At 70.6% G+C, this 22,569-nt stretch carries 19 protein-coding genes and 1 riboswitch; of the genes, 5 read left to right on the top strand and 14 right to left on the bottom strand.

Annotated elements, in window-relative coordinates; all coding sequences use genetic code 11:
* Positions 1 to 3: 3 nt before the first annotated feature.
* The 3 genes from AB852_RS07670 to AB852_RS07660 form a co-directional block, all read right to left on the bottom strand.
* Positions 4 to 834, bottom strand: a complete 831-nt coding sequence (locus tag AB852_RS07670) for a carbohydrate ABC transporter permease (RefSeq protein WP_073784800.1) — start codon at positions 832 to 834, stop codon at positions 4 to 6.
* Entirely contained in the window at positions 831 to 1,844 is a 1,014-nt protein-coding gene (locus AB852_RS07665; RefSeq protein WP_073784798.1) for a carbohydrate ABC transporter permease, read from the bottom strand. The genes AB852_RS07670 and AB852_RS07665 overlap by 4 nt, the downstream gene beginning before the upstream one ends.
* Before the next feature lie 168 nt (positions 1,845 to 2,012).
* Positions 2,013 to 3,293, bottom strand: coding sequence for an extracellular solute-binding protein (locus AB852_RS07660; RefSeq protein WP_073784796.1), 1,281 nt, complete (start codon positions 3,291 to 3,293; stop codon positions 2,013 to 2,015).
* A 286-nt stretch (positions 3,294 to 3,579) separates the two neighbouring features.
* Between AB852_RS07660 and AB852_RS07655 the strand changes: the two genes are divergently transcribed.
* The 3 genes from AB852_RS07655 (at position 3,580) to AB852_RS07645 (ending at position 8,627) form a co-directional block, all read left to right on the top strand.
* A complete protein-coding gene (locus AB852_RS07655) occupies positions 3,580 to 4,356 on the top strand; it encodes a GntR family transcriptional regulator (protein WP_073784794.1) in 777 nt (258 codons plus the stop codon).
* 562 nt (positions 4,357 to 4,918) lie between these two features.
* Positions 4,919 to 4,996: riboswitch (cobalamin riboswitch) on the top strand.
* Positions 4,997 to 5,154: 158 nt separating this feature from the next.
* Positions 5,155 to 7,584 carry a ribonucleoside-diphosphate reductase subunit alpha gene (locus AB852_RS07650; RefSeq protein WP_073784792.1) on the top strand — a complete coding sequence of 810 codons (2,430 nt, stop codon included), beginning with the start codon at positions 5,155 to 5,157 and terminating at the stop codon, positions 7,582 to 7,584.
* Positions 7,584 to 8,627, top strand: coding sequence for a ribonucleotide-diphosphate reductase subunit beta (locus AB852_RS07645; protein ID WP_099284464.1), 1,044 nt, complete (start codon positions 7,584 to 7,586; stop codon positions 8,625 to 8,627). Before AB852_RS07650 ends, AB852_RS07645 begins: the two co-directional genes overlap by 1 nt.
* Before the next feature lie 21 nt (positions 8,628 to 8,648).
* Here the strand turns inward: AB852_RS07645 and AB852_RS39580 are convergent, their stop codons facing one another.
* Entirely contained in the window at positions 8,649 to 8,825 is a 177-nt protein-coding gene (locus AB852_RS39580) for a hypothetical protein (RefSeq protein WP_178390948.1), read from the bottom strand.
* A 93-nt stretch (positions 8,826 to 8,918) separates the two neighbouring features.
* Here AB852_RS39580 and AB852_RS07640 point away from each other — a divergent pair, with 93 nt between their 5' ends.
* Complete coding sequence (locus AB852_RS07640) at positions 8,919 to 9,893, top strand: helix-turn-helix domain-containing protein (protein ID WP_073784788.1); 975 nt, start codon at positions 8,919 to 8,921, stop codon at positions 9,891 to 9,893.
* 63 nt (positions 9,894 to 9,956) lie between these two features.
* Here the strand turns inward: AB852_RS07640 and AB852_RS07635 are convergent, their stop codons facing one another.
* From AB852_RS07635 to AB852_RS07590, 10 genes are all read right to left on the bottom strand, one after another.
* Positions 9,957 to 11,330, bottom strand: a complete 1,374-nt coding sequence (locus AB852_RS07635) for a bifunctional albaflavenone monooxygenase/terpene synthase (protein ID WP_073784786.1) — start codon at positions 11,328 to 11,330, stop codon at positions 9,957 to 9,959.
* Positions 11,327 to 12,421 carry an epi-isozizaene synthase gene (gene cyc1 / locus AB852_RS07630; RefSeq protein ID WP_107499138.1) on the bottom strand — a complete coding sequence of 365 codons (1,095 nt, stop codon included), beginning with the start codon at positions 12,419 to 12,421 and terminating at the stop codon, positions 11,327 to 11,329. The genes AB852_RS07635 and cyc1 overlap by 4 nt, the downstream gene beginning before the upstream one ends.
* 441 nt (positions 12,422 to 12,862) lie before the next feature.
* On the bottom strand, positions 12,863 to 13,513 hold the full coding sequence (gene def, locus AB852_RS07625; RefSeq protein ID WP_073784782.1) for a peptide deformylase: 651 nt from the start codon (positions 13,511 to 13,513) through the stop codon (positions 12,863 to 12,865).
* Between the two features lie 227 nt (positions 13,514 to 13,740).
* Entirely contained in the window at positions 13,741 to 14,730 is a 990-nt protein-coding gene (locus tag AB852_RS07620) for a tetratricopeptide repeat protein (RefSeq protein WP_073784780.1), read from the bottom strand.
* Positions 14,731 to 14,929: 199 nt separating this feature from the next.
* Complete coding sequence (locus AB852_RS07615) at positions 14,930 to 16,201, bottom strand: HD-GYP domain-containing protein (protein ID WP_425444156.1); 1,272 nt, start codon at positions 16,199 to 16,201, stop codon at positions 14,930 to 14,932.
* A gap of 275 nt (positions 16,202 to 16,476) precedes the next feature.
* Positions 16,477 to 17,847, bottom strand: coding sequence for an HD-GYP domain-containing protein (locus tag AB852_RS07610; RefSeq protein ID WP_073784777.1), 1,371 nt, complete (start codon positions 17,845 to 17,847; stop codon positions 16,477 to 16,479).
* A gap of 246 nt (positions 17,848 to 18,093) precedes the next feature.
* A complete protein-coding gene (gene rsrA / locus AB852_RS07605) occupies positions 18,094 to 18,438 on the bottom strand; it encodes a mycothiol system anti-sigma-R factor (protein ID WP_073784775.1) in 345 nt (114 codons plus the stop codon).
* Positions 18,435 to 19,100 carry an RNA polymerase sigma factor SigR gene (gene sigR / locus AB852_RS07600; protein ID WP_178390947.1) on the bottom strand — a complete coding sequence of 222 codons (666 nt, stop codon included), beginning with the start codon at positions 19,098 to 19,100 and terminating at the stop codon, positions 18,435 to 18,437. Before sigR ends, rsrA begins: the two co-directional genes overlap by 4 nt.
* Before the next feature lie 374 nt (positions 19,101 to 19,474).
* Positions 19,475 to 20,062, bottom strand: a complete 588-nt coding sequence (locus tag AB852_RS07595; protein WP_073785610.1) for an alpha/beta hydrolase family protein — start codon at positions 20,060 to 20,062, stop codon at positions 19,475 to 19,477.
* Between the two features lie 869 nt (positions 20,063 to 20,931).
* A complete protein-coding gene (locus AB852_RS07590; protein ID WP_073784770.1) occupies positions 20,932 to 21,654 on the bottom strand; it encodes a M50 family metallopeptidase in 723 nt (240 codons plus the stop codon).
* A gap of 49 nt (positions 21,655 to 21,703) precedes the next feature.
* Here AB852_RS07590 and AB852_RS07585 point away from each other — a divergent pair, with 49 nt between their 5' ends.
* A complete protein-coding gene (locus AB852_RS07585) occupies positions 21,704 to 22,525 on the top strand; it encodes an SOS response-associated peptidase (RefSeq protein ID WP_073784768.1) in 822 nt (273 codons plus the stop codon).
* Positions 22,526 to 22,569: the final 44 nt, after the last annotated feature.

Below are 22,569 nucleotides of genomic sequence, written 5' to 3'. Positions count from 1 at the left end.
CGGCTATCCCTTCACTGCGCCTTCGGTGAGGCCGCTGACGGCCCTGCGCTGGAGGAAGACAAAGAGGACGAGGACCGGGATGGCGAAGATGCTGGATGCCGCCATGGTGGCGCCCCAGTCGTCCCCGAAGACGGTCCGGAAGCTGGAGAGCCAGATCGGGAGCGTCTGCGATTCGAGGTCCTTGTTCAGGATCAGGACCATCGAGAACTCGTTCCAGGCGGTGATGAACCCGAACAGCGAGGTGGCCATCAGACCCGGCGCCAGCAGCGGGAAGATGACCTTCACGAACGCCTGCGGGCGGGTGCAGCCGTCCACCATCGCGGACTCCTCCAGTTCCTTCGGCACGGCGGCGACGTAGCCGCGCAGCGTCAGGATCGTGAAGGGCAGCACCATGACCATGTAGAAGACGGTCAGCGGAACGAGACTGTTCAGCATCTCCGCGTCACGCACGATCATGTAGACCGCGATGACCATGACCTCCCAGGGCGCCATCTGCGCGATCATGACCGCGACGATGAAGCTGCGCCGCCCCTTGAACCGCATCCGGGCCAGGGCGAAGGAGGCGAAGAGCGCGATGAGCAGGGAGAGCGTGACCGCGAGCACGGTGACCGTGAGGGAGTTGCGGACCAGTGTCCAGAACCCCTCGGCGTTCGAGGCGGTCGTGAAGTGCTCGAACGTCGGGCTGGTCGGGAACCAGACCGGCGTGTCGACGACGATGTCACTGGGCTGCTTGAACGCCGTGGCGAACATCCAGTAGACGGGGAAGACGAAGACGACGAAGAGGAAGATCGACGTCGCGTTGGGCCAGAGCTTGCCCAGGAAGGAGCGCTTCACAGCTCGTCCTCCTCTTGCTTGATCACTGTGCGCAGGTAATAGGCGGTCAACAGGAGCAGGATCAGGATCGTCAGGATCGAGATCGCCGCGCCCATACCGAAGTGCTGGTTGCCGAAGCCCTCGATGTACGCGTACACCGGCAGGGTCTCGGTCAGCCGGTCGGGCTTGCCCTGGTTGATCGCGAAGACCTGGGCGAAGGACTTGAAGACCCAGATGACTTCGAGGAAGAGCGTGGCCCACAGGAAGGGCTTCAGGAACGGGAAGGTCACCGTCCGGAAGATCTTCCAGGAGTCGGCACCGTCCAGCGCCGCGGCTTCGTACAGCTCGCGGGGGATGGTGGTGCTGGCCGCGTAGAGGTTGATGGCCACGAACGGGATCGACTGCCAGACGATCACCAGGGTCACCACCGCGAAGGTGGAGAACTGGGTGCCGAGCCAGTTGTGGTCGGCCATGCCCTCGAAGCCCAGCTGGACGAAGAGGTAGTTGACGACGCCGAACCGCTGGGCGAACAGCCACTGGAAGACCGTGGTGGCCGCGATGATCGGCATGGCCCAGGCGAGCACGAGGCCGATCAGCAGGGTGACCCGCATCCGCTGGCCGAGGCGCGCGAGCAGCAGACCGATCAGGGTGCCGAGCACCATGATCAGGACGACGTTGACCGTGGTGAAGAGGAACGAGCGGAGTACGACCCGCCAGAAGTCCTCGTTGGTCAGCGTCTCCTTGTAGTTCTCGACCCCGTTCCACTCGGTGAGGTGGAGGATCAGCTGCTTGGGGTTCAGGTTCTGGAACGACAGCATGCCGTTCTTCACCAGGGGCCAGCCGAGCAGCACGATGGTGACGATCGTCGCCGGCAGCAGCAGTGCGTACGGGGCGAACGAGCCACGGGCCCGTGGCGATCTGCGACCGCCTCCGCCGTTCTTGGTGGCGCTCCCCGCGCCGCGAGGCGGTGGCGCCTCGCCCTTCCGGACGGACACCCCGTCCGCATCCGCTTGTTCGGTCTGCACTGACATCGTCGCCGTCTCTTCCGTGGCCGTACGTTTCGATGCGCGGGTGGGCGCCCCCGAGGCGCACACCGGTGCGCCCCGGGGGCGGCGGACCGGTCTTTCCTCAGGTCACCCCGGCTGGGGTGCCTGTGTGAAGGTCCGGCCCGCCGCCCCCCGGGCGCGGGGGTACTCGGGTCAGCTGCCCTGTGCGAGGCGCTTGTTGATCTCCGCGTCCGCGTCCTTGGCCGCGTCGGCGTGCGACTTACCGTTCAGGACCGCCGTCATGTAGTCCTTGATCGGGTTCGGGACGTTCTCGACCGCGGCCCACTCGGGGATCAGCGGGGTGGTGCCACCGAACGCGGCGGCCGGGGCGGCGGCGTCGAGGCCGGCGTTGCTGCCCGCGACCTTGGGCAGGAGCGACGCCTTGTTCGGGGTGAAGCCCATCAGCTTGGAGAACTCGATCTGGTGCTCATCGGCGAGCGCGATCTTCAGGAACTCCTTGGCGAGCTCCTGGTTCTTGCTGCGCAGCGGCACGGCGAGGTTGGAGCCGCCCAGGAAGACGCTCTCGGGCTTCTCGGCCGACTCACCCGGGATGGTGAAGTAGCCGATGTCCTTCTCGATCTTGGCGTTGGCCTTGACCGCGATGGTGGCCTCGGAAGCGTTGCCGATGAACATGGCGGTCTTGCCGTTCGCGAAGACGTCGGCCTGCTGCGGGGTGGCCTCGTCCTTGTCCTTGGGGGCCGAGGAGTAGGAGGCGTACTTCTTGTACAGCTCCATCGCCTCGCCGACCTTCGGGTCGGACAGGTTGGAGACGTACTTGTCGCCTTCCTTCTTCACCAGGTCGGCGCCCTTGCCGATGATCAGGCCATCGAGGAAGTACCAGTTCTGACCGGCCATGTACAGCGGCTCGGCCTTGGTCTTCTCCTTGATGGTGTCGAGCGCCTTGAAGAAGTCGTCACGCGTCTTGGGCGTGTCCTTCAGACCGGCCTCGGCCCAGATCTTCTTGTTGTAGAGGACGACACGGTTGGCGAAGTACCACGGCACCGCGTACTGCTTGTCGTTGTAGATCGAGGACTTGTTCAGCGCCTCGGTCCACTCGCCGCCGATCTCGGTCTTGAGGTCGCCGAGCTCCGCGAGACCCTCGGTCGCCGCGTAGGCGGGGGTCTGGGTGTTGCCGATCTCGATGACGTCCGGCGGGCTGGACTCGGAGAGAGCGGTGGTGATCTTCTGCTGGATACCGTTCCAGACCTGGGACTCCCACTTGATCTTCGAGCCGGTCTTCTTCTCGAAGTCGGCCGCCACGGCCTTCTTCCAGGGGTCCGGCGTGGAGCCGTCCATGGACCAGACGACCAGGGTCTTCCCCTTGGTGTCCGTACCCTTGGACTCCTTCTTGTCCCCGCTGTCGCTGTCGCCGCACGCAGCGACAGAGAACAACATGCCCGCGACACCAATGGCCGCAATGAGCTTCCGCTTCACGTCACCCTCCTCAGGATGCCTACCCCCCACACCCACAGCGAATGACTACAGCGCGAAACTGCTCGTGGGAACTGGGACCTGGCCTTTAATGGTGTAGACCAGTAGCTGGAGCTTGGCCTAGACCTTTAGGGGTGTCAAGGGTGTATAAGAAGGGCTGTCACGTCCGTTATCGGACCGACACCTGAGGGGGCACGGCTCACGCCGGGCACACCGTGCCACGATGTGTGAGCCGCTACAGACGGAGGAGCCGGTGGCGGCAACAGCACCAGAGCCGGGAAGGCGGACGATGGCGAGCGAGGTGAGCCGGGCGGGTACTTCCGCCACGGCGGAGACGGCCACAACAGGCCGCACCGCACGCGTACCGAAGTACTACCGGCTGAAGAAGCATCTGCTCGACATGACCGAGACGCTGACACCGGGAACACCGGTGCCACCGGAACGGACCCTGGCGGCAGAGTTCGACACCTCGCGGACCACGGTACGCCAGGCACTCCAGGAACTGGTGGTCGAGGGGCGGCTCGAACGCATCCAGGGCAAGGGGACCTTCGTCGCGAAGCCGAAGGTCTCCCAGGCGCTCCAGCTCACCTCGTACACCGAGGACATGCGCGCGCAGGGCCTGGAGCCGACCTCGCAGCTTCTCGACATCGGGTACATCACCGCAGATGACACGCTTGCGGGGCTGCTCGACATAGCGACCGGGGGGCGGGTCCTCAGAATCGAGCGGCTGCGGCTGGCGAGCGGCGAGCCGATGGCGATCGAGACCACGCACCTGTCCGCCAAGCGCTTCCCGGCGCTGCGGCGTTCCCTGGTCAAGTACACCTCTCTCTACACCGCGCTGGGCGAGGTGTACGACGTGCATCTGGCCGAGGCCGAGGAGACCATCGAGACCTCACTGGCCACCCCGCGCGAGGCCGGACTGCTCGGCACCGACGTGGGACTGCCGATGCTGATGCTCTCGCGCCATTCCCTGGACGGCGGCGGCCGGCCGGTGGAGTGGGTGCGCTCGGTCTACCGGGGCGACCGGTACAAGTTCGTGGCCCGTCTGAAGCGGCCGACGGACTGAGCGTCCCCTCCTTTCCCCGGCGGGCCCCGAAACGGGCCCGCCGGGGGAAACCACCCCACTTCGCGGGGGGAACCAGCCGTCCCGGTACGGACGCGACACCGATCCCCCTCCTGCCCCAGGAACCTCACCCAGCCACGTGGACGGGGCGCCGACGAAAGTCGTAGAACGCCTCCGCAGGGCCGGACAAGGCGAGTTGTCTGGACCAATGGCATTTTTCCGGGCTCCGCTCCATGGATCATCTTCAGCCACCACGGAGCGTGACGACGGACACGCCCCGGGCGTCCGCGCCCCGCTTCGCCGCCGACGCCGCGCACGGCCCTTCGCGCCGCGCCGCGCGACACCTCCGCCGCCGGATGCCCGGCCGTCCCCGACGGCCCCTCCAGACGCCTTCCACGCCCCCGGGACGCCCCGAATTCACGCCTCCCACGGCGCCGTTCCGCGCCCCGCCAAGGCCCCTCCCGGCGCCACCCGGCAACGTGCCCCGCGCCACACAGACACAACATGTGGGCCTCCCTCTCGCACGGCAACACAAGATGTATGCTCATGCTCGCCGCCACCTCAGGGGAATCCGGTGCGAATCCGGAACTGTCCCGCAACGGTGTACTTGGTGCGCTTTCGCGCACCCGTGAGTCCGATGACCTGACAGTGGCGCACCCGTTCCGACCGGTCCGGGTGGAGATGAGACGTCCGGGCTTCGAGGACTGGGCCGGTGGACGCGGCGTACCGCCTTCGGGGCGGCGCGCCCGCGTGCCCGCCCGCCCCCTCGCCAGTCCCGTGCCGAGCGAGGGAGAGCTTCACGTGACCATCGCGCCAGCCGATCCGGCATCAGTTGTCGGCCAGGCTCCTGCGACGACCGCCCAGGACCAGCAGACCCGACCGAGCGACGGCCCCGGGGCCGCGCTGCTGCGGACGCTGACCGACCTGACGGCCGACCTCCCCGACGCCGACCCCGGCCGGGTCGCCGCCGCGGCGCTGCGCGGCCGGTCCGCCCGCGCCGACGAGAGCGAGCTGCGTGAACTCGCCACCGAGGCCGCCGCCGGACTCATCTCCGAGGACCCCGCCTACTCCCGGCTCGCCGCCCGGCTGCTGACCGTCAGCATCGCCGCCGAGGCCGCCTCCCAGGGGGTGCTCGCCTTCTCCGGGTCCGTCGCCACCGGGCACCGCGAGGGCCTGATCGCGGACCGCACCGCCGCGTTCGTGACGAAGTACTCCGACCGTCTCGACGCGCTCATCGACACCACCGCCGACGACCGCTTCGGCTACTTCGGGCTGCGCACCCTGCACAGCCGCTATCTGCTGCGCCACCCGATCACCCGCAAGGTCGTCGAGACCCCGCAGCACTTCCTGCTCCGGGTCGCCTCCGGTCTCGCCGAGGACGACTCCGTACGCGCGCTGGACGAGGTCGCGGCGCTCTACCGGCTGATGAGCCGGCTCGACTACCTGCCCTCGTCGCCCACCCTGTTCAACTCGGGCACCCGCCACCCGCAGATGTCGTCCTGCTACCTCCTCGACTCCCCGCAGGACGAGCTGGACTCCATCTACGACCGCTACCACCAGGTCGCCCGGCTCTCCAAGCACGCCGGCGGCATCGGGCTGTCCTACTCCCGCATCCGTTCGCGCGGCTCGCTGATCCGGGGCACCAACGGCCACTCCAACGGCATCGTCCCGTTCCTGAAGACGCTCGACGCCTCCGTCGCGGCGGTCAACCAGGGCGGCCGGCGCAAGGGCGCCGCCGCGGTCTACCTGGAGACCTGGCACTCCGACATCGAGGAGTTCCTGGAGCTGCGGGACAACACCGGCGAGGACGCGCGGCGCACCCACAACCTGAACCTCGCGCACTGGATCCCCGACGAGTTCATGCGCCGGGTCGACCAGGACGGCACCTGGTCGCTGTTCTCCCCCTCGGACGTGCCCGAGCTGGTGGACCTGTGGGGCGACGAGTTCGACGCCGCGTACCGCCGGGCCGAGGCCGCCGGGCTGGCCCGCAAGACGATCCCCGCGCGGGACCTGTACGGGCGGATGATGCGGACCCTCGCCCAGACCGGCAACGGCTGGATGACCTTCAAGGACGCCGCGAACCGCACCGCCAACCAGACCGCCGAGCCCGGTCACACCGTCCACTCCTCGAATCTCTGCACCGAGATCCTGGAGGTCACCGACGACGGCGAGACGGCCGTGTGCAACCTCGGCTCGGTCAACCTCGGCGCGTTCGTCACCGGTGAGGGCGACGACGGCATCGACTGGGAGCGGCTGGACTCCACGGTCCGCACGGCCGTGACCTTCCTCGACCGGGTCGTGGACATCAACTTCTACCCGACCGAGCAGGCGGGCCGCTCCAACTCCCGCTGGCGGCCGGTGGGCCTGGGCGCGATGGGTCTCCAGGACGTCTTCTTCAAGCTGCGGCTGCCCTTCGACTCCCCCGAGGCGCGCGCCCTGTCCACCCGGATCGCCGAGCGGATCATGCTCGCCGCGTACGAGGCGTCCGCCTCGCTCGCCGAGCGCAACGGCCCGCTCCCGGCCTGGGACAAGACCCGTACCGCCCGCGGGGTGCTGCACCCCGACCACTACGGGGTCGAGCCGCACTGGCCCGAGCGCTGGGACGCGCTGCGTGCCCGGATCGCCGTCACGGGGCTGCGCAACTCGCTGCTGCTGGCCATCGCGCCGACCGCGACCATCGCGTCGATCGCCGGGGTCTACGAGTGCATCGAGCCGCAGGTGTCCAACCTGTTCAAGCGCGAGACGCTGAGCGGTGAGTTCCTCCAGGTCAACTCGTACCTGGTGAACGAGCTCAAGGAGCTGGGCGTCTGGGACGCGCGCACCCGTGAGGCGCTGCGTGAGTCCAGCGGTTCGGTGCAGGACTTCCGCTGGATTCCCGAGGAGGTCCGGGCGCTGTACCGCACGGCGTGGGAGATCCCGCAGCGCGGTCTGATCGACATGGCCGCCGCGCGGACCCCGTTCCTCGACCAGTCGCAGTCGCTGAACCTGTTCCTGGAGACGCCGACCATCGGCAAGCTCAGCTCGATGTACGCGTACGCCTGGAAGTCGGGCCTGAAGACCACGTACTACCTGCGGTCGCGTCCGGCGACCCGGATCGCCCGCGCGGCCGGTTCGTCCGCCGCCGCCGAGCGGCCCGCCCCCACCACCATCCCCGTGCAGCAGGCCGCGCCCGACGCGGACGCGATCGCCTGCTCCCTGGAGAACCCCGAGTCCTGCGAGGCATGCCAGTAATGACGACCACCCCCACCGAACCCGCCGCCGCGGCCCCGCGGGAGCGCAATCTGCTGGACCCGGGCTTCGAGCTGACCCTGCGCCCGATGCGCTACCCCGACTTCTACGAGCGCTACCGGGACGCGATCAAGAACACCTGGACCGTCGAGGAGGTCGACCTCCACTCGGACGTCGCGGACCTCGCGAAGCTGTCGCCCGCCGAGCAGCATCTGATCGGCCGGCTGGTGGCGTTCTTCGCGACGGGCGACTCGATCGTCGCGAACAACCTGGTCCTGACGCTGTACAAGCACATCAACTCCCCCGAGGCCCGGCTGTACCTGTCGCGTCAGCTGTTCGAGGAGGCCGTGCACGTCCAGTTCTATCTGACGCTGCTGGACACCTATCTGCCCGACCCGGAGGACCGCACCGCCGCGTTCGCCGCGGTGGAGAACATCCCCTCCATCCGGGAGAAGGCCGAATTCTGCTTCAAGTGGATGGACTCGGTCGAGAAGCTCGACCAGCTGGAGACGCAGGCCGACCGGCGTCGGTTCGTGCTGAACCTGATCTGCTTCGCCGCCTGTATCGAGGGCCTGTTCTTCTACGGGGCGTTCGCCTATGTGTACTGGCTGCGCTCGCGCGGTCTGCTGCACGGTCTCGCGACGGGCACCAACTGGGTGTTCCGTGACGAGACGATGCATATGAGCTTCGCCTTCGAGGTCGTCGACACGGTCCGCAAGGAGGAGCCGGAGCTGTTCGACGACAAGCTCCAGGAGCAGGTCACCGACATGCTCCGGGAGGCCGTCGAGGCGGAGCTCCAGTTCGCCCGTGACCTGTGCGGCGAGGGGCTGCCGGGGATGAACACCGAGTCGATGCGCCAGTACCTGGAGTGCGTGGCCGACCAGCGGCTGGAGCGGCTGGGCTTCGCCCCGGTGTACGGCTCGCAGAACCCGTTCGCGTTCATGGAGCTCCAGGGTGTCCAGGAGCTGACGAACTTCTTCGAGCGCCGTCCGTCCGCGTACCAGGTGGCGGTGGAGGGCAAGGTCGGCTTCGACGACGAGTTCTAGGCCCGCCGAAGCCGGCCGGCTTCACGCGGCGAGGTCCAAGGACCGGCCCGGTCGCCCCTCGGGGTGGCCGGGCCGGCCGCGTCCGGCGTCTCTCAGTTCCCGGTCGATACGGCGTTCCCGCAGGTAGCCGGGGGTGACGGGGCCCAGCAGCAGGGCGAGGACGAGGGTGACGACCGAGTAGTCCAGGAGTGTGTTCATGTCCTCCACTGTGGCCCGCGCGCCCGCCGCGCGGCAGTGGCAGAAGTGTCATGCACCCTCGACTTCCTGCCATCACGGCAGCACACTGACGGCATGCTGAACAACGTCGCGGTGGTGCTGCTGGACGGGGTGCATCCCTTCGAACTGGGCGTCGTCTGCGAGGTCTTCGGGCTGGACCGCAGCGAACAGGGCCTGCCGGTCTACGATTTCGCGGTGGTCTCGGCGGAGGGTCCCGAGCTGTCCACCCACGCGGGCTTCTCGGTGCGGCTGGAGCACGGTCTGGAGCGGCTGGAGGAGGCCGATCTGATCGCGATCCCCGCGGGTGAGGACTACGGCAGCCGGGAGTTCCCCGAGCCGCTGCTCGACGCCCTGCGCCGCGCCACCGCCCGGGGGACCCGGGTGCTCTCCGTCTGTTCGGGTGTCTTCGTGCTGGGCGCGGCCGGGCTGCTCGACGGCCGCCGCTGCGCGGGCCACTGGCGGCACGCGGACGAGCTCGCGATCCGCTTCCCCCGGGCCCGGGTGGAGCGCGACATGCTGTACGTGGACGAGCACCCGGTGATCACCTCGGCGGGGTCGGCCGCCGGTATCGACTCCTGTCTGCACATCATCCGCCAGGAGCACGGTTCGGAGGTCGCCAACGCGCTCGCCCGCCGGATGGTGGTGCCCCCGCACCGGGACGGCGGCCAGGCGCAGTACGTCGAGCGCCCGGTGCCGACGACCCGGTGCGACACGGTCGGTGAGGTGCTGGTGTGGATGGAGCGCCACCTCGACCGCGCGGTCACGGTCGAGGAGCTGGCGGACCGGGCGCATATGTCGCCCCGGACGTTCGCCCGGCGGTTCCAGCAGGAGACGGGGACGACCCCGTACCGCTGGCTGCTGCGCCAGCGGGTGCTGCTGGCGCAGCAGCTCCTGGAGGGGACGGACGAGACGGTCGACTCCGTCGCGGGCCGCACCGGTTTCGGCAACGGCGCGACCCTGCGCCACCACTTCCTGCGGGTCCTCGGCACCACCCCGAACGCGTACCGCAGGACGTTCAGGGGCCCGCGCCCCCTGGAGACGGCTCCCTGATCACGCGCCCCGCCTCCCGGGACCGCCCGGAACGGGGGGCGCGTACAGGAACGAGCGTCCGGACTATGCCACCGGCACGGCCCGGAGCCTGGGCCGGCGCGGCTTGAGCGTGATCCCGATCCGCGGGGCGGTGTCGGTCTCCCGCAGCCGGGACAGGCTCCACCGGGGCACGACGGTGGCCAGCACGATCGCCATCTCGACGATGCTGAAGTGGTCCCCGGGGCATTTGCGGTTGCCGGTGCCGAACGGCATCATCGCCGGTCCGCCCCGGTCCGCCTGCGTTCCGGGCTGCCAGCGGTCGGGGTCGAACTCCAGTTGCCGGGCGAACGCCCGGGGGTCCCGCTGCATCGCGTACGGGCTGTAGACGATGTCCGCCCCGGCCGGAATGCGATATCCGCCCAGTACGGAATCGGCCACCGCCCGGCGGGTCAGAATCCATACGGCGGGCCGAACCCGCATCGCCTCGGTGATGACATTCCGGGTGTGCCCGAGCTTCGGCAGGTCACCGAATGTCACCGGCCGGCCACCTGTCACGGACAGCACCTCCGCGCGGAGCCGCTTTTCCTCCTCCGGGTGCTCCGCGAGCAACTGGAACGTCCACGTCAGCGTCGAGGCAACGTTTTCCGCGCCCGCCACGAGGAGGGAGACCGTCTGGTCGTGTACCTCTTGTTCGTTGAGCGTTTCACCATTGTCGTCCTTTGCCCGGAGCAATGCCGAGAGCAGGTCCCCGCGGTCCGTTCCGGACATACGGCGTTCCCTGACGATCTCGTCCACCAACCGATGCAGATCGGCCAATGCGACCTCGAATCGACGGTGCGCCGGGAGGGGCAGTTTCCAGAACGGTCCGGCGGAGAGGATCATCCGCCGGTACAGGCCCCCGAAGACGGTGTGCAGCGAGCCGCCGAGCCGGTCCACCCGCTCGTCGATCGAGTCGACGTGGAGCAGCGAGCGGGTGACGATACGGACCGCCGTGCGGAACACCTCGTCGCCGATGTCGACGGTGGCGCCGGGGCTCCACCGGTCGGCCATCGCGGCGGCCTCCTCCGCCATGACGGGCGCGTGGGCGGCGATCCGCTCGGGCCGGAACGCGGGCTGGATCATGCGCCGCTGGCGCCGGTGCAGCGGGCCGTTGCTGGTGGCGACGCCCTTGCCGATGAGGAGTTCCATGGTGTCCCAGAGCGGTCCGCCGACCTCGTAGTCCGGGCTCTTGAGGAGAGCGGCCACGAGTTCCGGGGCGCACACGGCGTACGCCGTCCCGGGGCCGAGCCGCAGCCGCACCACGTCCCCGCTGTCGCGCAGTCCGGCGACGAAGCGGAGCGGGTCGCGCACCAGGTTCCAGGCGTGTCCCAGCAGGGGGGCGCCGCCCTTGGCGTACGGCGGCGGAGGCGCGTTCCGGCCGTCGGTCCCCGCTGTTCGGGGGGTCGGTCCACCGGTCATCGGATTCCCGCCGATCCGGGCCGTTCGCCCTGGTCGCTGATGTAGGGGGGCGTGGACCGGTCGGCCCAGCTGTCGACCTGGTAGCGACCGGACTCGTGGTGGAACCAGTACACGGAACTGAACCAGTTCCGCATATTGGAGATGTTGAGCGCCACGGCGTCCGCGAGTGGTTCGCCGCGCCATGTGCCGTCCCGGAGTTCACCGATGAGAACGGCTACTTCCTGTTCGGCGGCCAGGAATTCGGATATGCATCCGTTTACCCTTCGGCGTACTTCCGTGACCGCGTCCTCCAGGGTCATTCCCTCATGTTTGATGAGGCTGATCCCGAGGTTGTGGTATTCATCGCCCGCGAGTTCCTTGGGCAATGAGCAGAGGTCGTTGTACCAGGCGGCGAAATCCTGGCAGGCGAGCCCGGCCTTGCGGTAGGCGGGATTCTCCAGTACCGACCGGGGTATTTCGTGGTGGGCGGCGGGCTCCAGGAGATCGAGCCAGATCCAGTGGGCGAAGGTGAGGCGGCGCAGTTCCAGGTACTCGGTGACCGCCGGAATGCGGCCCGTGGTCCGGTTGCGGTACTCGCTGTCGTACGCCTCGATCACTTCGTGGAAGTGTGCGGCGAAGCGGGCGTTCCAGCTCTCGCCCAGGAACGAGTAAAGCCGGATCATGCTGTCCGCGAAGGCCGCTACCAGGGCGTCCTCGTGTTGCAGATGGCGCCACGGGGCGTCGAGCGCCGCGTGGAGGCAGTCCCGCAGCCGTGCCCACGCCGCGTCCCTGCGGTGCACGACGTCACGGTCGTGGCGGTCGTCCCAGACGAAGAACCACGCGCTGTAGTCGGCAATTGCCTGGAGCACTTCCACCGGGGCGCCGAGGTAGTACCCGGCCATCAGATCGGTGTAGCACAGCCCGTCGGCGTACCGTTCGACCTTGTCGGCCGGCATCAGCCCCATTTTCAGGAGCCATGCACGTGTCGTCTCCTGGAGTGTCGGCCAATAGGGATGGAGTTGCCGAGGAAACTCCTTCTCGATCACCGGAAGTGCGAGTGCCGGCGGAACTGCTGTCTGTGTCGCTGCGGTGCTGTAGGAGAAAGCAGGCACGAGTGTCCCCTCTCAGTCGGCCCTGCTGTTGCCGCGGTACGGCGCACATACCCGCTCCGGACCACGCCGTCGCGCATCCCCGCGCACATTCCATTCAGCACCACAAGTGCCCGATGAGGGAACAGATTTGCTCCATTCACTACCCCGAGCTGCCGAGAACATCCCCTTACGTGACTGATTTCGGATCACACATGGCGGAAGGCGCGACCGGCGCACGCCGGCGCACAAGAGGGGCGCCCGGCGGGAAATCATCCCGGCCGGGCGCCGTAGCTCTGGGGCGGAAGGGAACACCCTCCGTCACGGGCACACCGTGCGCACCCACCCACCTCAGGGGTCACCGCCCCCTCCCCGGCCCGTCCCGATCACCCGCAGGGGGTCGCGGTCGGTCCGACGTGCCGGGGTTTATCACCCCCCGTCCGGGGGAGAACATCCCTCGGACGGTCAGTCGTTGGCCACCACGGGGTAGCGCGGAGTGCCCTCTTCCATCTGGCGCAGAGCGTCCTTGCGGTCCCGCTTGGACAGACGGTCGATATAGAGGCGACCGTAGAGATGATCCGTCTCATGCTGTAGACAGCGCGCGAAGTAACCGCGGCCGCGTACTTTGATGGGGTTGCCCTTCTCGTCCTGACCTGTCACGACGGCGAAATCCGGACGCGCCAGCTCCGCATAGGCGGTGGGTACCGACAGGCAGCCCTCGTTGGAGTCGTCCAGGCTGCGCTGGTCGGCCGGGAGATCCTGGAGCACCGGGTTGCACACCACACCCACGTGCCGGTCGCCGGAGTCGTCCACGCAGTCGTACACGAAGACCTTCCGGCCCACCCCGATCTGGTTCGCGGCCAGGCCCACGCCCTCGGCGGTGCGCTGGCTGGCGAACATGTCGTCCACGAGCCCGGCCAGCTCGTCGTCGAAGGTGGTGATGTCCTCGCACTCCGTGTGCAGCACCGGGTTGCCCACGACGGTGATCGGACGGGACGTGCCGCGCGCGCGGTACGCCTCCTCACGCGCCTCGCAGTCCTCCGTGTCGATGACGAAACCCTCGTCGTCCACGGGGAGCACCCCACTGTGCTGCTGATCGGTGTCCTGCTGCGCCATGTCCGACGTACGCCTTCCTCAACCGTGTCGTGCCCCGGACCGTTCCTCCCGGGGGGAGCCCCCGGTCCGCGATGCGCGGGTGCCGGGCGACTGCCGCCACACAGCCTACGGCGCCCCGGAGCACCGCCGAGCGGGATACGGCCGGATACACCGGGAGGAGGCAGGGCACGGCCGGACACGGGTACCGGCCCGGACCGGACACCGGCCGCAGGCCCGTCCGGGAGGCGTCAGCAGACCTCTTCGAGGTCGCGCCAGTCCCGGGTGTCGGGGCTGTCCGACACCCATCCGTCGAGCAGCCCGCGCACCAGGGACGCGGGCGCGGCGATCCCGCACTCCCGCTCCGGCACCCACTGGTGGCCGTCGGTGACATGGCCGAGCGGACCGGGCTGGCCCGGCTCGCTGTGGTCGTGCGGGTCGAGGTGCTCGCCGTCGCCCTCGTCGCTGGGCATCCGGCTCTCCGAGCACATCCGGCACAGCAGCCGCACCGACGACGACCAGTCCTCGGCGGCGAAGCCCGCGTCGGCCGCGAGACGCTCCAGGGCGTCGCGGTCCTCCTCGTCGTCCGCCTCCAGCAGCACCACCCAGGTCGGCACCGGGGAGGGCGCCCACAGCTCGATCTCGTCGAAGACCGGGTACACGTGTCCGGCGGCGGTGGTCCGCTCGCCGTGCGGGACACCGTCGTGCAGGACGACCTCGCCCCAGCGGCGGCCCGAGGACGGCAGCGGGATGGACAGCACCTCGATACGGGCGGGGTCCAGCCGCCGCCCCCACACCACCTCGGCCTCGCCCTCCGGCGACAGCCGTACCGCCGCGCTGCCCAGCTCCATCCCGACCGGCTCGCCGGCGGCCCCGCCGGACCCGGGCCGGCCGGGCACCTTCAGCCCGTACGCCTGCCAGGCGCGACGGGCCAGCGGCCAGTCCTGGAGGGCGGTCGCCGCGATCCCGACGTTCCACCAGTCGGGGGCGCCCGTCTCCCGGTCCAGCAGGGCCACGGCCCGCAGCCCGGCGGCGCGGGCCTGCTCCCAGTCGTGCCGGAACTTGTGCAGCAGCGCGAGATTGAACCAGGACTCCGACAGCCAGGGCTCCAGGTCGGCGGCGCGGGTCAGCAGCGCCCCCGCGTCCTCGTAGCGGCCGTCGCCGATCAGTGTGAACGCCCGGTCGGTGGCCTGCCGCCAGGACGCGGAGGGCCGGTGCCGTCCCTTGCCGAAGATCCTCACGATTCCCGCCTGCCGTCCTCACCGGGGGGCGCGGGTTCCTGCCCCGCCCCGACACAGCCAGGGTTCACGCCCCCGGACACCCTTCTCGTAGCGTCTTTCCTTCGCATCCAACCATGGACGGTCGGACGGCCGCTCATTACCCATGGGTTACCCAGCGACGGGCGACGTATGGCCCCCCGGGGCCCCGGGTCTGGCGGGCTCATGTCACGGCCCCGGCACCCGCGGCGCCCCCGGGCGGCCGGGCCGTGTCCCACGGCAGCAGCGCCCCGCTGCCCCGCTGGGCCAGCGCCCTGGCCAGCGCCTCCACCACTTCCGGCTGATGGTCGTGCCCGGTCGCCAGCCGCAGCCGCTCCAGCGCGGCCAGCGGGCCACCGGGGCCCTGCGCCCGGACCAGCTCGTCGTACGCGTTCGCCGTCCGTACGATCCGGGCGGCCAGCGGCTGCTCGCACCGGGGGTCCGCCTGCCGTTCCACGATGAGCGCCACCTCGGGGTCCACCCCGGTCTGGCGCACCACGGCACCGCCGAGCCGGGCGATCCGCCGCTGCGCCTCGGCGGGGAGGGACGCGGTGGCCCCGGCCGGTACCGGGTCGACCAGGGACAGCTGCCCGATGTCGTGCATCAGCGCCGCGTGCTCCAGGACGGTCAGCGCGGACCGCGACAGTCCCAGCTCCCGGCCGACGGCCCGGCTGAGCGCGGCGACCGCCCGTGCGTGACCGTGCGGGGTGTACCCGGCGATCTCCGTGGACCGCGCCAGGGACGCGATGGTCTGCCGGTAGGTCAGGCGGACCGCCGCGTACCGGCGCAGCGAGAGCTGGGTGAGCAGCAGCGGCAGCGAGAACACCGGCAGGGCCCACAGTCCGGCGACGGCGACGGTGAGCGCCATGACCGCGCCGGTCGCGCAGACCGCCGAGCCGATCCCGATCATCGCGCGCAGTTCGTCGCGCAGCAGCGGTGCGAACGGCCAGCCGGTACGGGCCCGGGCCAGGGCCGCGGCGAGGACCGCGTCGCACAGCGCGGTCACCGCCAGGACCCCGGTCATCCACAGCGCGTAGACGGGTCCGGGGTGGACCAGGTCCGCGAGGGCGCCGGTGTTGTACAGGGGCTGGAAGCAGACCGCGGCGAACGCGACGCTCAGGGTGCGGCGGGCGAGCTGTTCGGGCGCGGGGCCGCGGCCGGCCGCGAGGTGCGGAAGTCCGCCGAGGAGTCCGGCGGCCACGGTCACGGTGACCACCTGGGCGACGCCGTGATGGGTGGCGCCGCCCCCGTTCTCCCCGAGCAGGGCGTACGCGAGGGCCCCGGCCGCGGCCAGCGGGGCGGTGTCCCGTTCACCCTCGGCGGTACCGCCGGTCCGGGCGAGCTCACCGACCGCGATGAGCAGCCCGAAGGCGAGCGCGGTGCCCCGCTCGTGCACACCCGCCCAGACGGTCACTCCGATCGCCCAGACGGTCAGCGACCCCGCGGAGCCGAGCACCAGCACGACGGTGAGCCTGCCCAGCAGCGACCCCCGCGCGCGGGCGGCCGGGGCGGGGCGGGGGTCCCGGGCGTTGCCGGAGGGCGGGCCGGGCGGGGGCGGGGCCTGGGGTGGCCCGCCGGGGAGGCCCCCGTGGGCCGGTGGTGGCACGCCGGGGAGGTCCCCCTGGTCCGGTCCGGCGGTCGGGCCCGGTCCCGGGGCGGCCGTGCCGCGGACCGTCCGGCCCGGGGACTTCCCGGCGGGCCTGCCCGGCACCTCCGGGGGCCTGCCGGGGGTCACGACGGGCTCCCGGCGGGGGAGCCGGTGGCGCGGGGGGCGGGCAGATCGGGGCCGTCGGCGGTGACCGACGGATGCCAGCCGTGCCGGTCGAGGGCCCGGACCAGCGCACCGACCATCCGGGGGTCGAAGTGCGCGCCCGCGCAGCGTTCCAGCTCGGCCACCGCCTTCGGCACCGAACGGGCCCTGCTGTACGAGCGGGTCGAGGTCATCGCGTCGAACGCGTCCGCGACGGCGACCACCCGGGCGCACTCGGGGATACGGTCCCCGGCCAGCCCGTACGGGTAGCCGCTGCCGTCGACGCGTTCATGGTGGTGGAGGATCGCCGCGCGGGCCTCCCCGAGGAAGCCGATGCCCCGGGTGATCTCGTGCCCGTACTCCGGGTGCAGCTCGATCACCCGCCGTTCCTGCGGGGTGAGGGGACCGTCCTTGCGCAGCAGCCGGGTGGGCACCCCCAGCTTGCCGACGTCGTGCAGGATGCCCGCGAACCGCAGGGTCTCCACCCGGCTGTCGTCCATCCCCAGCTCCTGGGCGATCATCACCGATGCCTGCCCGACGCGTTCGCTGTGGCCCCGGGTGTACCCGTCCTTGAGGTCGACGGCCTGGACCAGGGCCCGGATGGTCGACTGATGGGCGGCCCGCTCACGGTGGTACTGGGCGAACAGCCAGCAGGAGATGTACATCGGCAGCAGCACGAGCAGCGCGGCCCCGGGACCGTACGGGCTGCGCCACAGCACCGTCATCATCAGCCCGACCAGACCGTGCACACTGACGGGCGCCAGCACCGGCCAGAACCGGCCGCGCCAGGCCCGGCGGGCCGGTACCCGCTCGGCGAGGACGAGGATTCCGCCGTCGAGGACCGTGAGCACGGCGCAGAACACCACCACCGCGGCGGCGGCGGGCGCCAGCGCGTACGGGAAGTCGGGTCCGGCGGGGCCGCCGACCGCGCCGGGACCGCCGAGCGCCTGATGGGCGAGGGCCGCCGCCCAGCAGGCGAGGGCGAGCTGGGCCGCGTGCCAGATCCGTCGGGGACCGGCGGGCCGCCGCTCCACCCGCGCCAGCAGCGCGCCGGGCACACCGACGAGCGCGGCGGCGGCCGGTGGCAGCAGAAACGCTCCGGCGAGCAGGACCGGGAAGAACATGCCCATGCCCCGGGGGGCGTGGCGGCCCATGAAACGGCAGCGCGGCAGCTGCTCGCACCCCGCGTACAGGGCGGCGAGCAGGGCGACGGCGAGCCACGGCACCGAAGGGGCGTCCGGGGAGCCGGCCGCCCCGGGAACGGCGGCGGCCAGCGCGGGCGCCGCGCAGAACAGCGCCGCCAGCGCGGCGCCGAGGATGTACGCACGGGCCAAGGCGGGTACCGACCGCATCCACCGCTCCTCCCCCGGGCCCGGCCGCCCGAAAGGGGCCGGGCGCGCCCGTCACAGGCTCCGGAGAATAGGGGTCGCCGGGTGGCGTTCGGGCGGCATCAGCGGATTCGCCCGGCCTCCCCCACGGGGATTAGCACATTCGGGTGATTTTCCCGTCGCACCCATTCCCCACGGCGCGGCGGCTTGACCCCAGGCGTGCCGCTCCCCCTCGGCGGGGGTGGAGCGGCAGCGGGAGGAAGGCGCGGCTCAGGCGCCTTCGGCGGAGGCGGTGACGTCCTTCTCCGCGGACTTCGTGTACGGGCCGGGCAGCGGGTCGGTCACGCTGTCCCCGGACTCACCGGAACGGATCAGATCGATCCGGCCCATGACCTTGGCCCGCAGATCGGTGGGTACGTCGTCATGACCGCAGCACCGTTTCACCAGCTTCTTCACGGCCTGTTCGAGACCGTACTTCTCCAGGCACGGGGAGCACTCCTCGAAGTGCGTCTCGAACTTCGTGCAGTCGCCCTCGGGCATCTCACGGTCGAGGTACTCGTAGAGATGGTCGAGTACTTCGGTGCAGTCCGTCTCGTGCGGCTCTCCGCAGCTCATGAGCCCGAGCCTTTCGCTTCGTTCGCCTCTCCGGCGCCGGCCGGGACGAGACCGCGATCACGCGCGTAGTCCTCCAGCATGCCGCGGAGTTGGCGGCGGCCCCGGTGCAGCCGGGACATCACCGTGCCGATGGGTGTACCCATGATGTCCGCGATCTCCTTGTACGCAAAGCCTTCGACGTCCGCGAGGTAGACCGCGATGCGGAACTCCTCGGGGATCGCCTGGAGGGCTTCCTTCACATCCGAGTCCGGCAGATGGTCCAGCGCCTGCGACTCGGCGGAGCGCAGCCCGGTGGACATATGGGACTCGGCACGCGCGAGCTGCCAGTCCTCGATCTCCTCGGCGGCGCTGCGCTGCGGCTCGCGCTGCTTCTTGCGGTACGAGTTGATGAAGGTGTTCGTCAGGATGCGGTACAGCCACGCCTTGAGGTTGGTGCCCTCACGGAACTGGTGGAACGACGCGTACGCCTTGGCGTACGTCTCCTGCACCAGATCCTCGGCGTCGGCCGGGTTGCGCGTCATGCGCAGGGCCGCGGAGTACATCTGGTCGAGAAATTCGAGGGCGTCCCGCTCGAAACGGGCGTTGCGCTCGGCGGTCGACTCCTCGGGCCGTTCCGCCTGGCCGTGCTCGGTCCCCGCGTCGGTCCCAGTGACCGGACCCACCTCCTCAGGCGCTGTCGTGGAACCGGGACCGGTCCCACCCGCTTCGGAGAATAGTCGACCACGGGTCGACGGGGCGGTCGGGCCGTACGGGGCCGGGGTCGCGGGAAGGGCGGGTGCCGACAGGTCCGGACCGCCGGGCGCCCGGGTGGGGGCACCGATGGCCGAGGGCAGGACGGACCAGTTCAGACCCGTGGTGCCACTGCGGCTCGGGCAGGTGATCGAACCCATGCGGTGTTCTCCCTCTCGATCGGTCGGACCGGGCGGGCACCGGCTTCGGCGGTCCTTCCGGACCGAGCCGTGTGCACGCCTTCTGTTCGCCACAACAGCACCCGGGGGCCCGGCATTCCCCGCCGGTGGGCGGGTCGGCCGGGCGGTCAGCGGAGCCGCGCGGTCCACTCCACGACGGCGTCCGTGAGGGTGAGCAAGGTCTCGTCCTGGGTGACCGGCGCGCGCTTGGGCACGGCGAAGGAGTGGTCGGCGGACGGCACCGGTACGAGTTCGTGGGCGCCGTCGGGGAACTCCTCCGGGTGCCCGAAGGGGTCGTTCCCGCCTTGGACGACCAGGGTCGGGACCCGGGCGCCGAGGAGTTCCCCGGCCCGTGAGCGGTCCGGGCGGCCGGGCGGGTGCAGCGGGAAGGCCAGCGCGAGGACGGCGTGGGCGCCGAGGTCGTGGGCGGTGCGGCACGCGACCCGGGCGCCGGCGCTGCGGCCTCCCGCGATGACCGGGAGGCCGGGGGTGGTGAGGGCGGGCCACAGGTCCCGCCAGCCCGCGTCGAGGGTCTTCGGGGCGGGGGCCAGTTTCTTCCCGGCGACACGCCAGGGCTGCTCCACGAGGGCTACCGTCACGCCGTTCGGAGGGAGGGTGGCGGCCAGCGCCTGGAGGTCGCGGGCGCCGATGCCGCCGCCCGCGCCGTGGCTCACCGCGAGGGTGAGGGCGGGGTGGGGGGCGTGGTACCACGTGATCCGGGCGTCCCCCGGTCCGGTGGGGACGGTCTCCGGGGCCCCGGGGCCGGGGGCGCCTGTTCTTGCGTTGCTGTCGTTGCTGTCGTTGCTGTCGTTGCTGTCGTTGGAGGTCACGGGGGCATCCTGCCCCTTGGGTTTCTTGTGCGGGGCGTACTTGTCCTTGTGCCGTCGTTCGGTGGTTTCCCGCAGTTCCCCGCGGGTCGCCTTCGCTTGCGCTTCCTAGGTCTGTCCGGGTGGGCGCGCTTGTTCCTGTGCCGTCGCTCGTCGTTTTTGCGCAGTTCCCCGCGCCCCTTTGGGGCGCGTCCGGCTTGTTCTTCGGGTCGGTGCCGGTCGGGATTCTCCGTCCTCGCTCCAACGCGCTCGGTACGACGTCCCACTGGTCCTACTGAAGAGCATCGGAGTCTGCGGGCAGAGAGTCCCGCCCACCCCCTCCCGCAGCCGAGCGACTGCGGGAGGAAGGGGGTGCCCCTTCAGGGGCGCGGGGAACTGCGCACCCACGAAGTACCTGCACGGGGACAAGTACGCCCAGGTGTGGAACCCCAGGGGCGCGAGGAACCGCGCACCCTCCGAACGACGGCACCGGAAACAAGTGCGCCCAGCCGGACGAACCTGGGAAGCGCGAGCGAAGGCGACCCGCGGGGAACTGCGCACCCACGTCCGACCCGCGCAGGGACAAAGTACGCCCCGCGCACGAAACCCAGGGGCCCGAGCGAAGGCGACCCGCGGGGAACTGCGCACCCACGAAGTACCTGCACCGGGACAAGTACGCCCAGGTGTGGAACCCCAGGGGCGCGAGGAACCGCGCACCCTCCGAACGACGGCACCGGAAACAAGTACGCCCAGCCGGACGGACCTCGGAGCGCCGGAGGTCATACCCGGAGGAGCCACCTCGTGGTTCCTATGAGGGAGCACAGCGACACCGCGTGGAAGAGGAAGAACCACAGGCCCGCCGGGACATTGGTGAGCCGCGAGAGCTGATCCGCGTCGGAGTCACCCGCCCCGCCCCGCCGCCGCTTCGCCTGGAGCTCGAACGCGGGCCGTACCCCGCCCAGCACCAGGAACCACACCACGGCGTACGCGAACGCGGCCTGCACCTGGGGGCCCGCCAGCCAGGAGACGAGCAGGAACGTCCCCCCGGACAGGATCACGGTGAGCACCCCGTACGCGTTGCGGATCATGACGAGCATCACCAGCAGCAGCCCGGTGGCCAGCCACAGCAGCAGCGTGATGTACCCCGCCCCGAGCAGCGCGGCCCCGCCGAGCCCGAGCAGCGGGGGCGCGGTGTACCCGGCGGCGGCGGTGAGGATCATGCCGATGCCGGTGGGCTTGCCGCGGCTGACGGTGAGTCCGGAGGTGTCGGAGTGCAGCCGGATGCCGTCCAGCCTGCGCCCGGTGGCGAGGGCGACGAGACCGTGCCCGCCCTCGTGGGCGATGGTGATCGCGTTGCGGGAAAGCCGCCACAGCGGATGCGGCACGACCACGAGCAGCGCGGCGACGGCGGTGGCGACCACCACCCAGAGGTCCGGGTCGGGCTGCGTGGAGAAGACGCGGTCCCACAGGTCGGTCAGGCCGTCGATGGCGAGAGTGTTCATTTTCCGGGCGGCTCCCTCAACGGTGCGGGGGTCTGGCAGTGTGACATGTATGTGTGGACGTTATGCGTCGAGCCGTCGGCCGGAGGACCTCGCGGGGATCTTCGGGATCACCGCGTGGGAGCCGACGGAGACCCTGGCCCCGGACTGGAACGTCGCGCCGACCAAGGAGGTCTTCGCCGTACTGGACCGTCCTGTGAAGGACGCCGAGGACCCGCGTCCGGTTCGCCAGTTGCGCACCCTCAAGTGGGGACTCGTCCCGTCGTGGGCGAAGACCCCCGAGGGCGCGGCCCGGATGATCAACGCGCGCGCCGAGACGGTGCACGAGAAGCCCTCGTTCCGCCGTCCCTTCACGGCGCGCCGCTGTCTGCTGCCCGCCGACGGCTACTACGAGTGGGTGACCGCGGCGGCGGAGCGGGAGCTGGAGGTCGAGGGGCGTAAGAAGCGGCCGCGCAAGCAGCCGTACTTCGTGACCCCGGCCGACGGTTCGGTGTTCGCGATGGCCGGGCTGTACGAGTTCTGGCGGGACCGTACGCTGCCCGACGAGCATCCGCTGGCGTGGTGGGTGACGTGCACGATCATCACCACGGAGGCGGAGACCACGCCGCTCGCGGGCGCGGCCGGGGACGGGGACGGGCCGGGCACTCTCGCGGAGATCCATCCGCGGATGCCGCTGATGCTCACGCCGGACCGCTGGGACGCGTGGCTCGACCCGGCGCGTACCGACCCCGGCGAGGTACGTGCGCTGCTGGAGCCGCCGCCGACCGGGCTGCTGCGGGCGTATCCCGTGGGCACGGCGGTCAGCAACGTCCGCAACAACGGCCCCGAGCTGCTCACGGAACTGGACGGTCCGGAGGAGGCCACCCTGTTCTGACCGGTGCCAGGGCCTTGAAAGGGGTGCGGGCGGACGTGCGGCGG

It is taken from the genome of Streptomyces uncialis (genome assembly GCF_001905345.1).
Lineage (GTDB): Bacteria > Actinomycetota > Actinomycetes > Streptomycetales > Streptomycetaceae > Streptomyces > Streptomyces uncialis.
The sequence above is the reverse complement of the archived record's forward strand: the minus strand, read 5'-3'. Positions and strand labels throughout refer to the sequence as shown.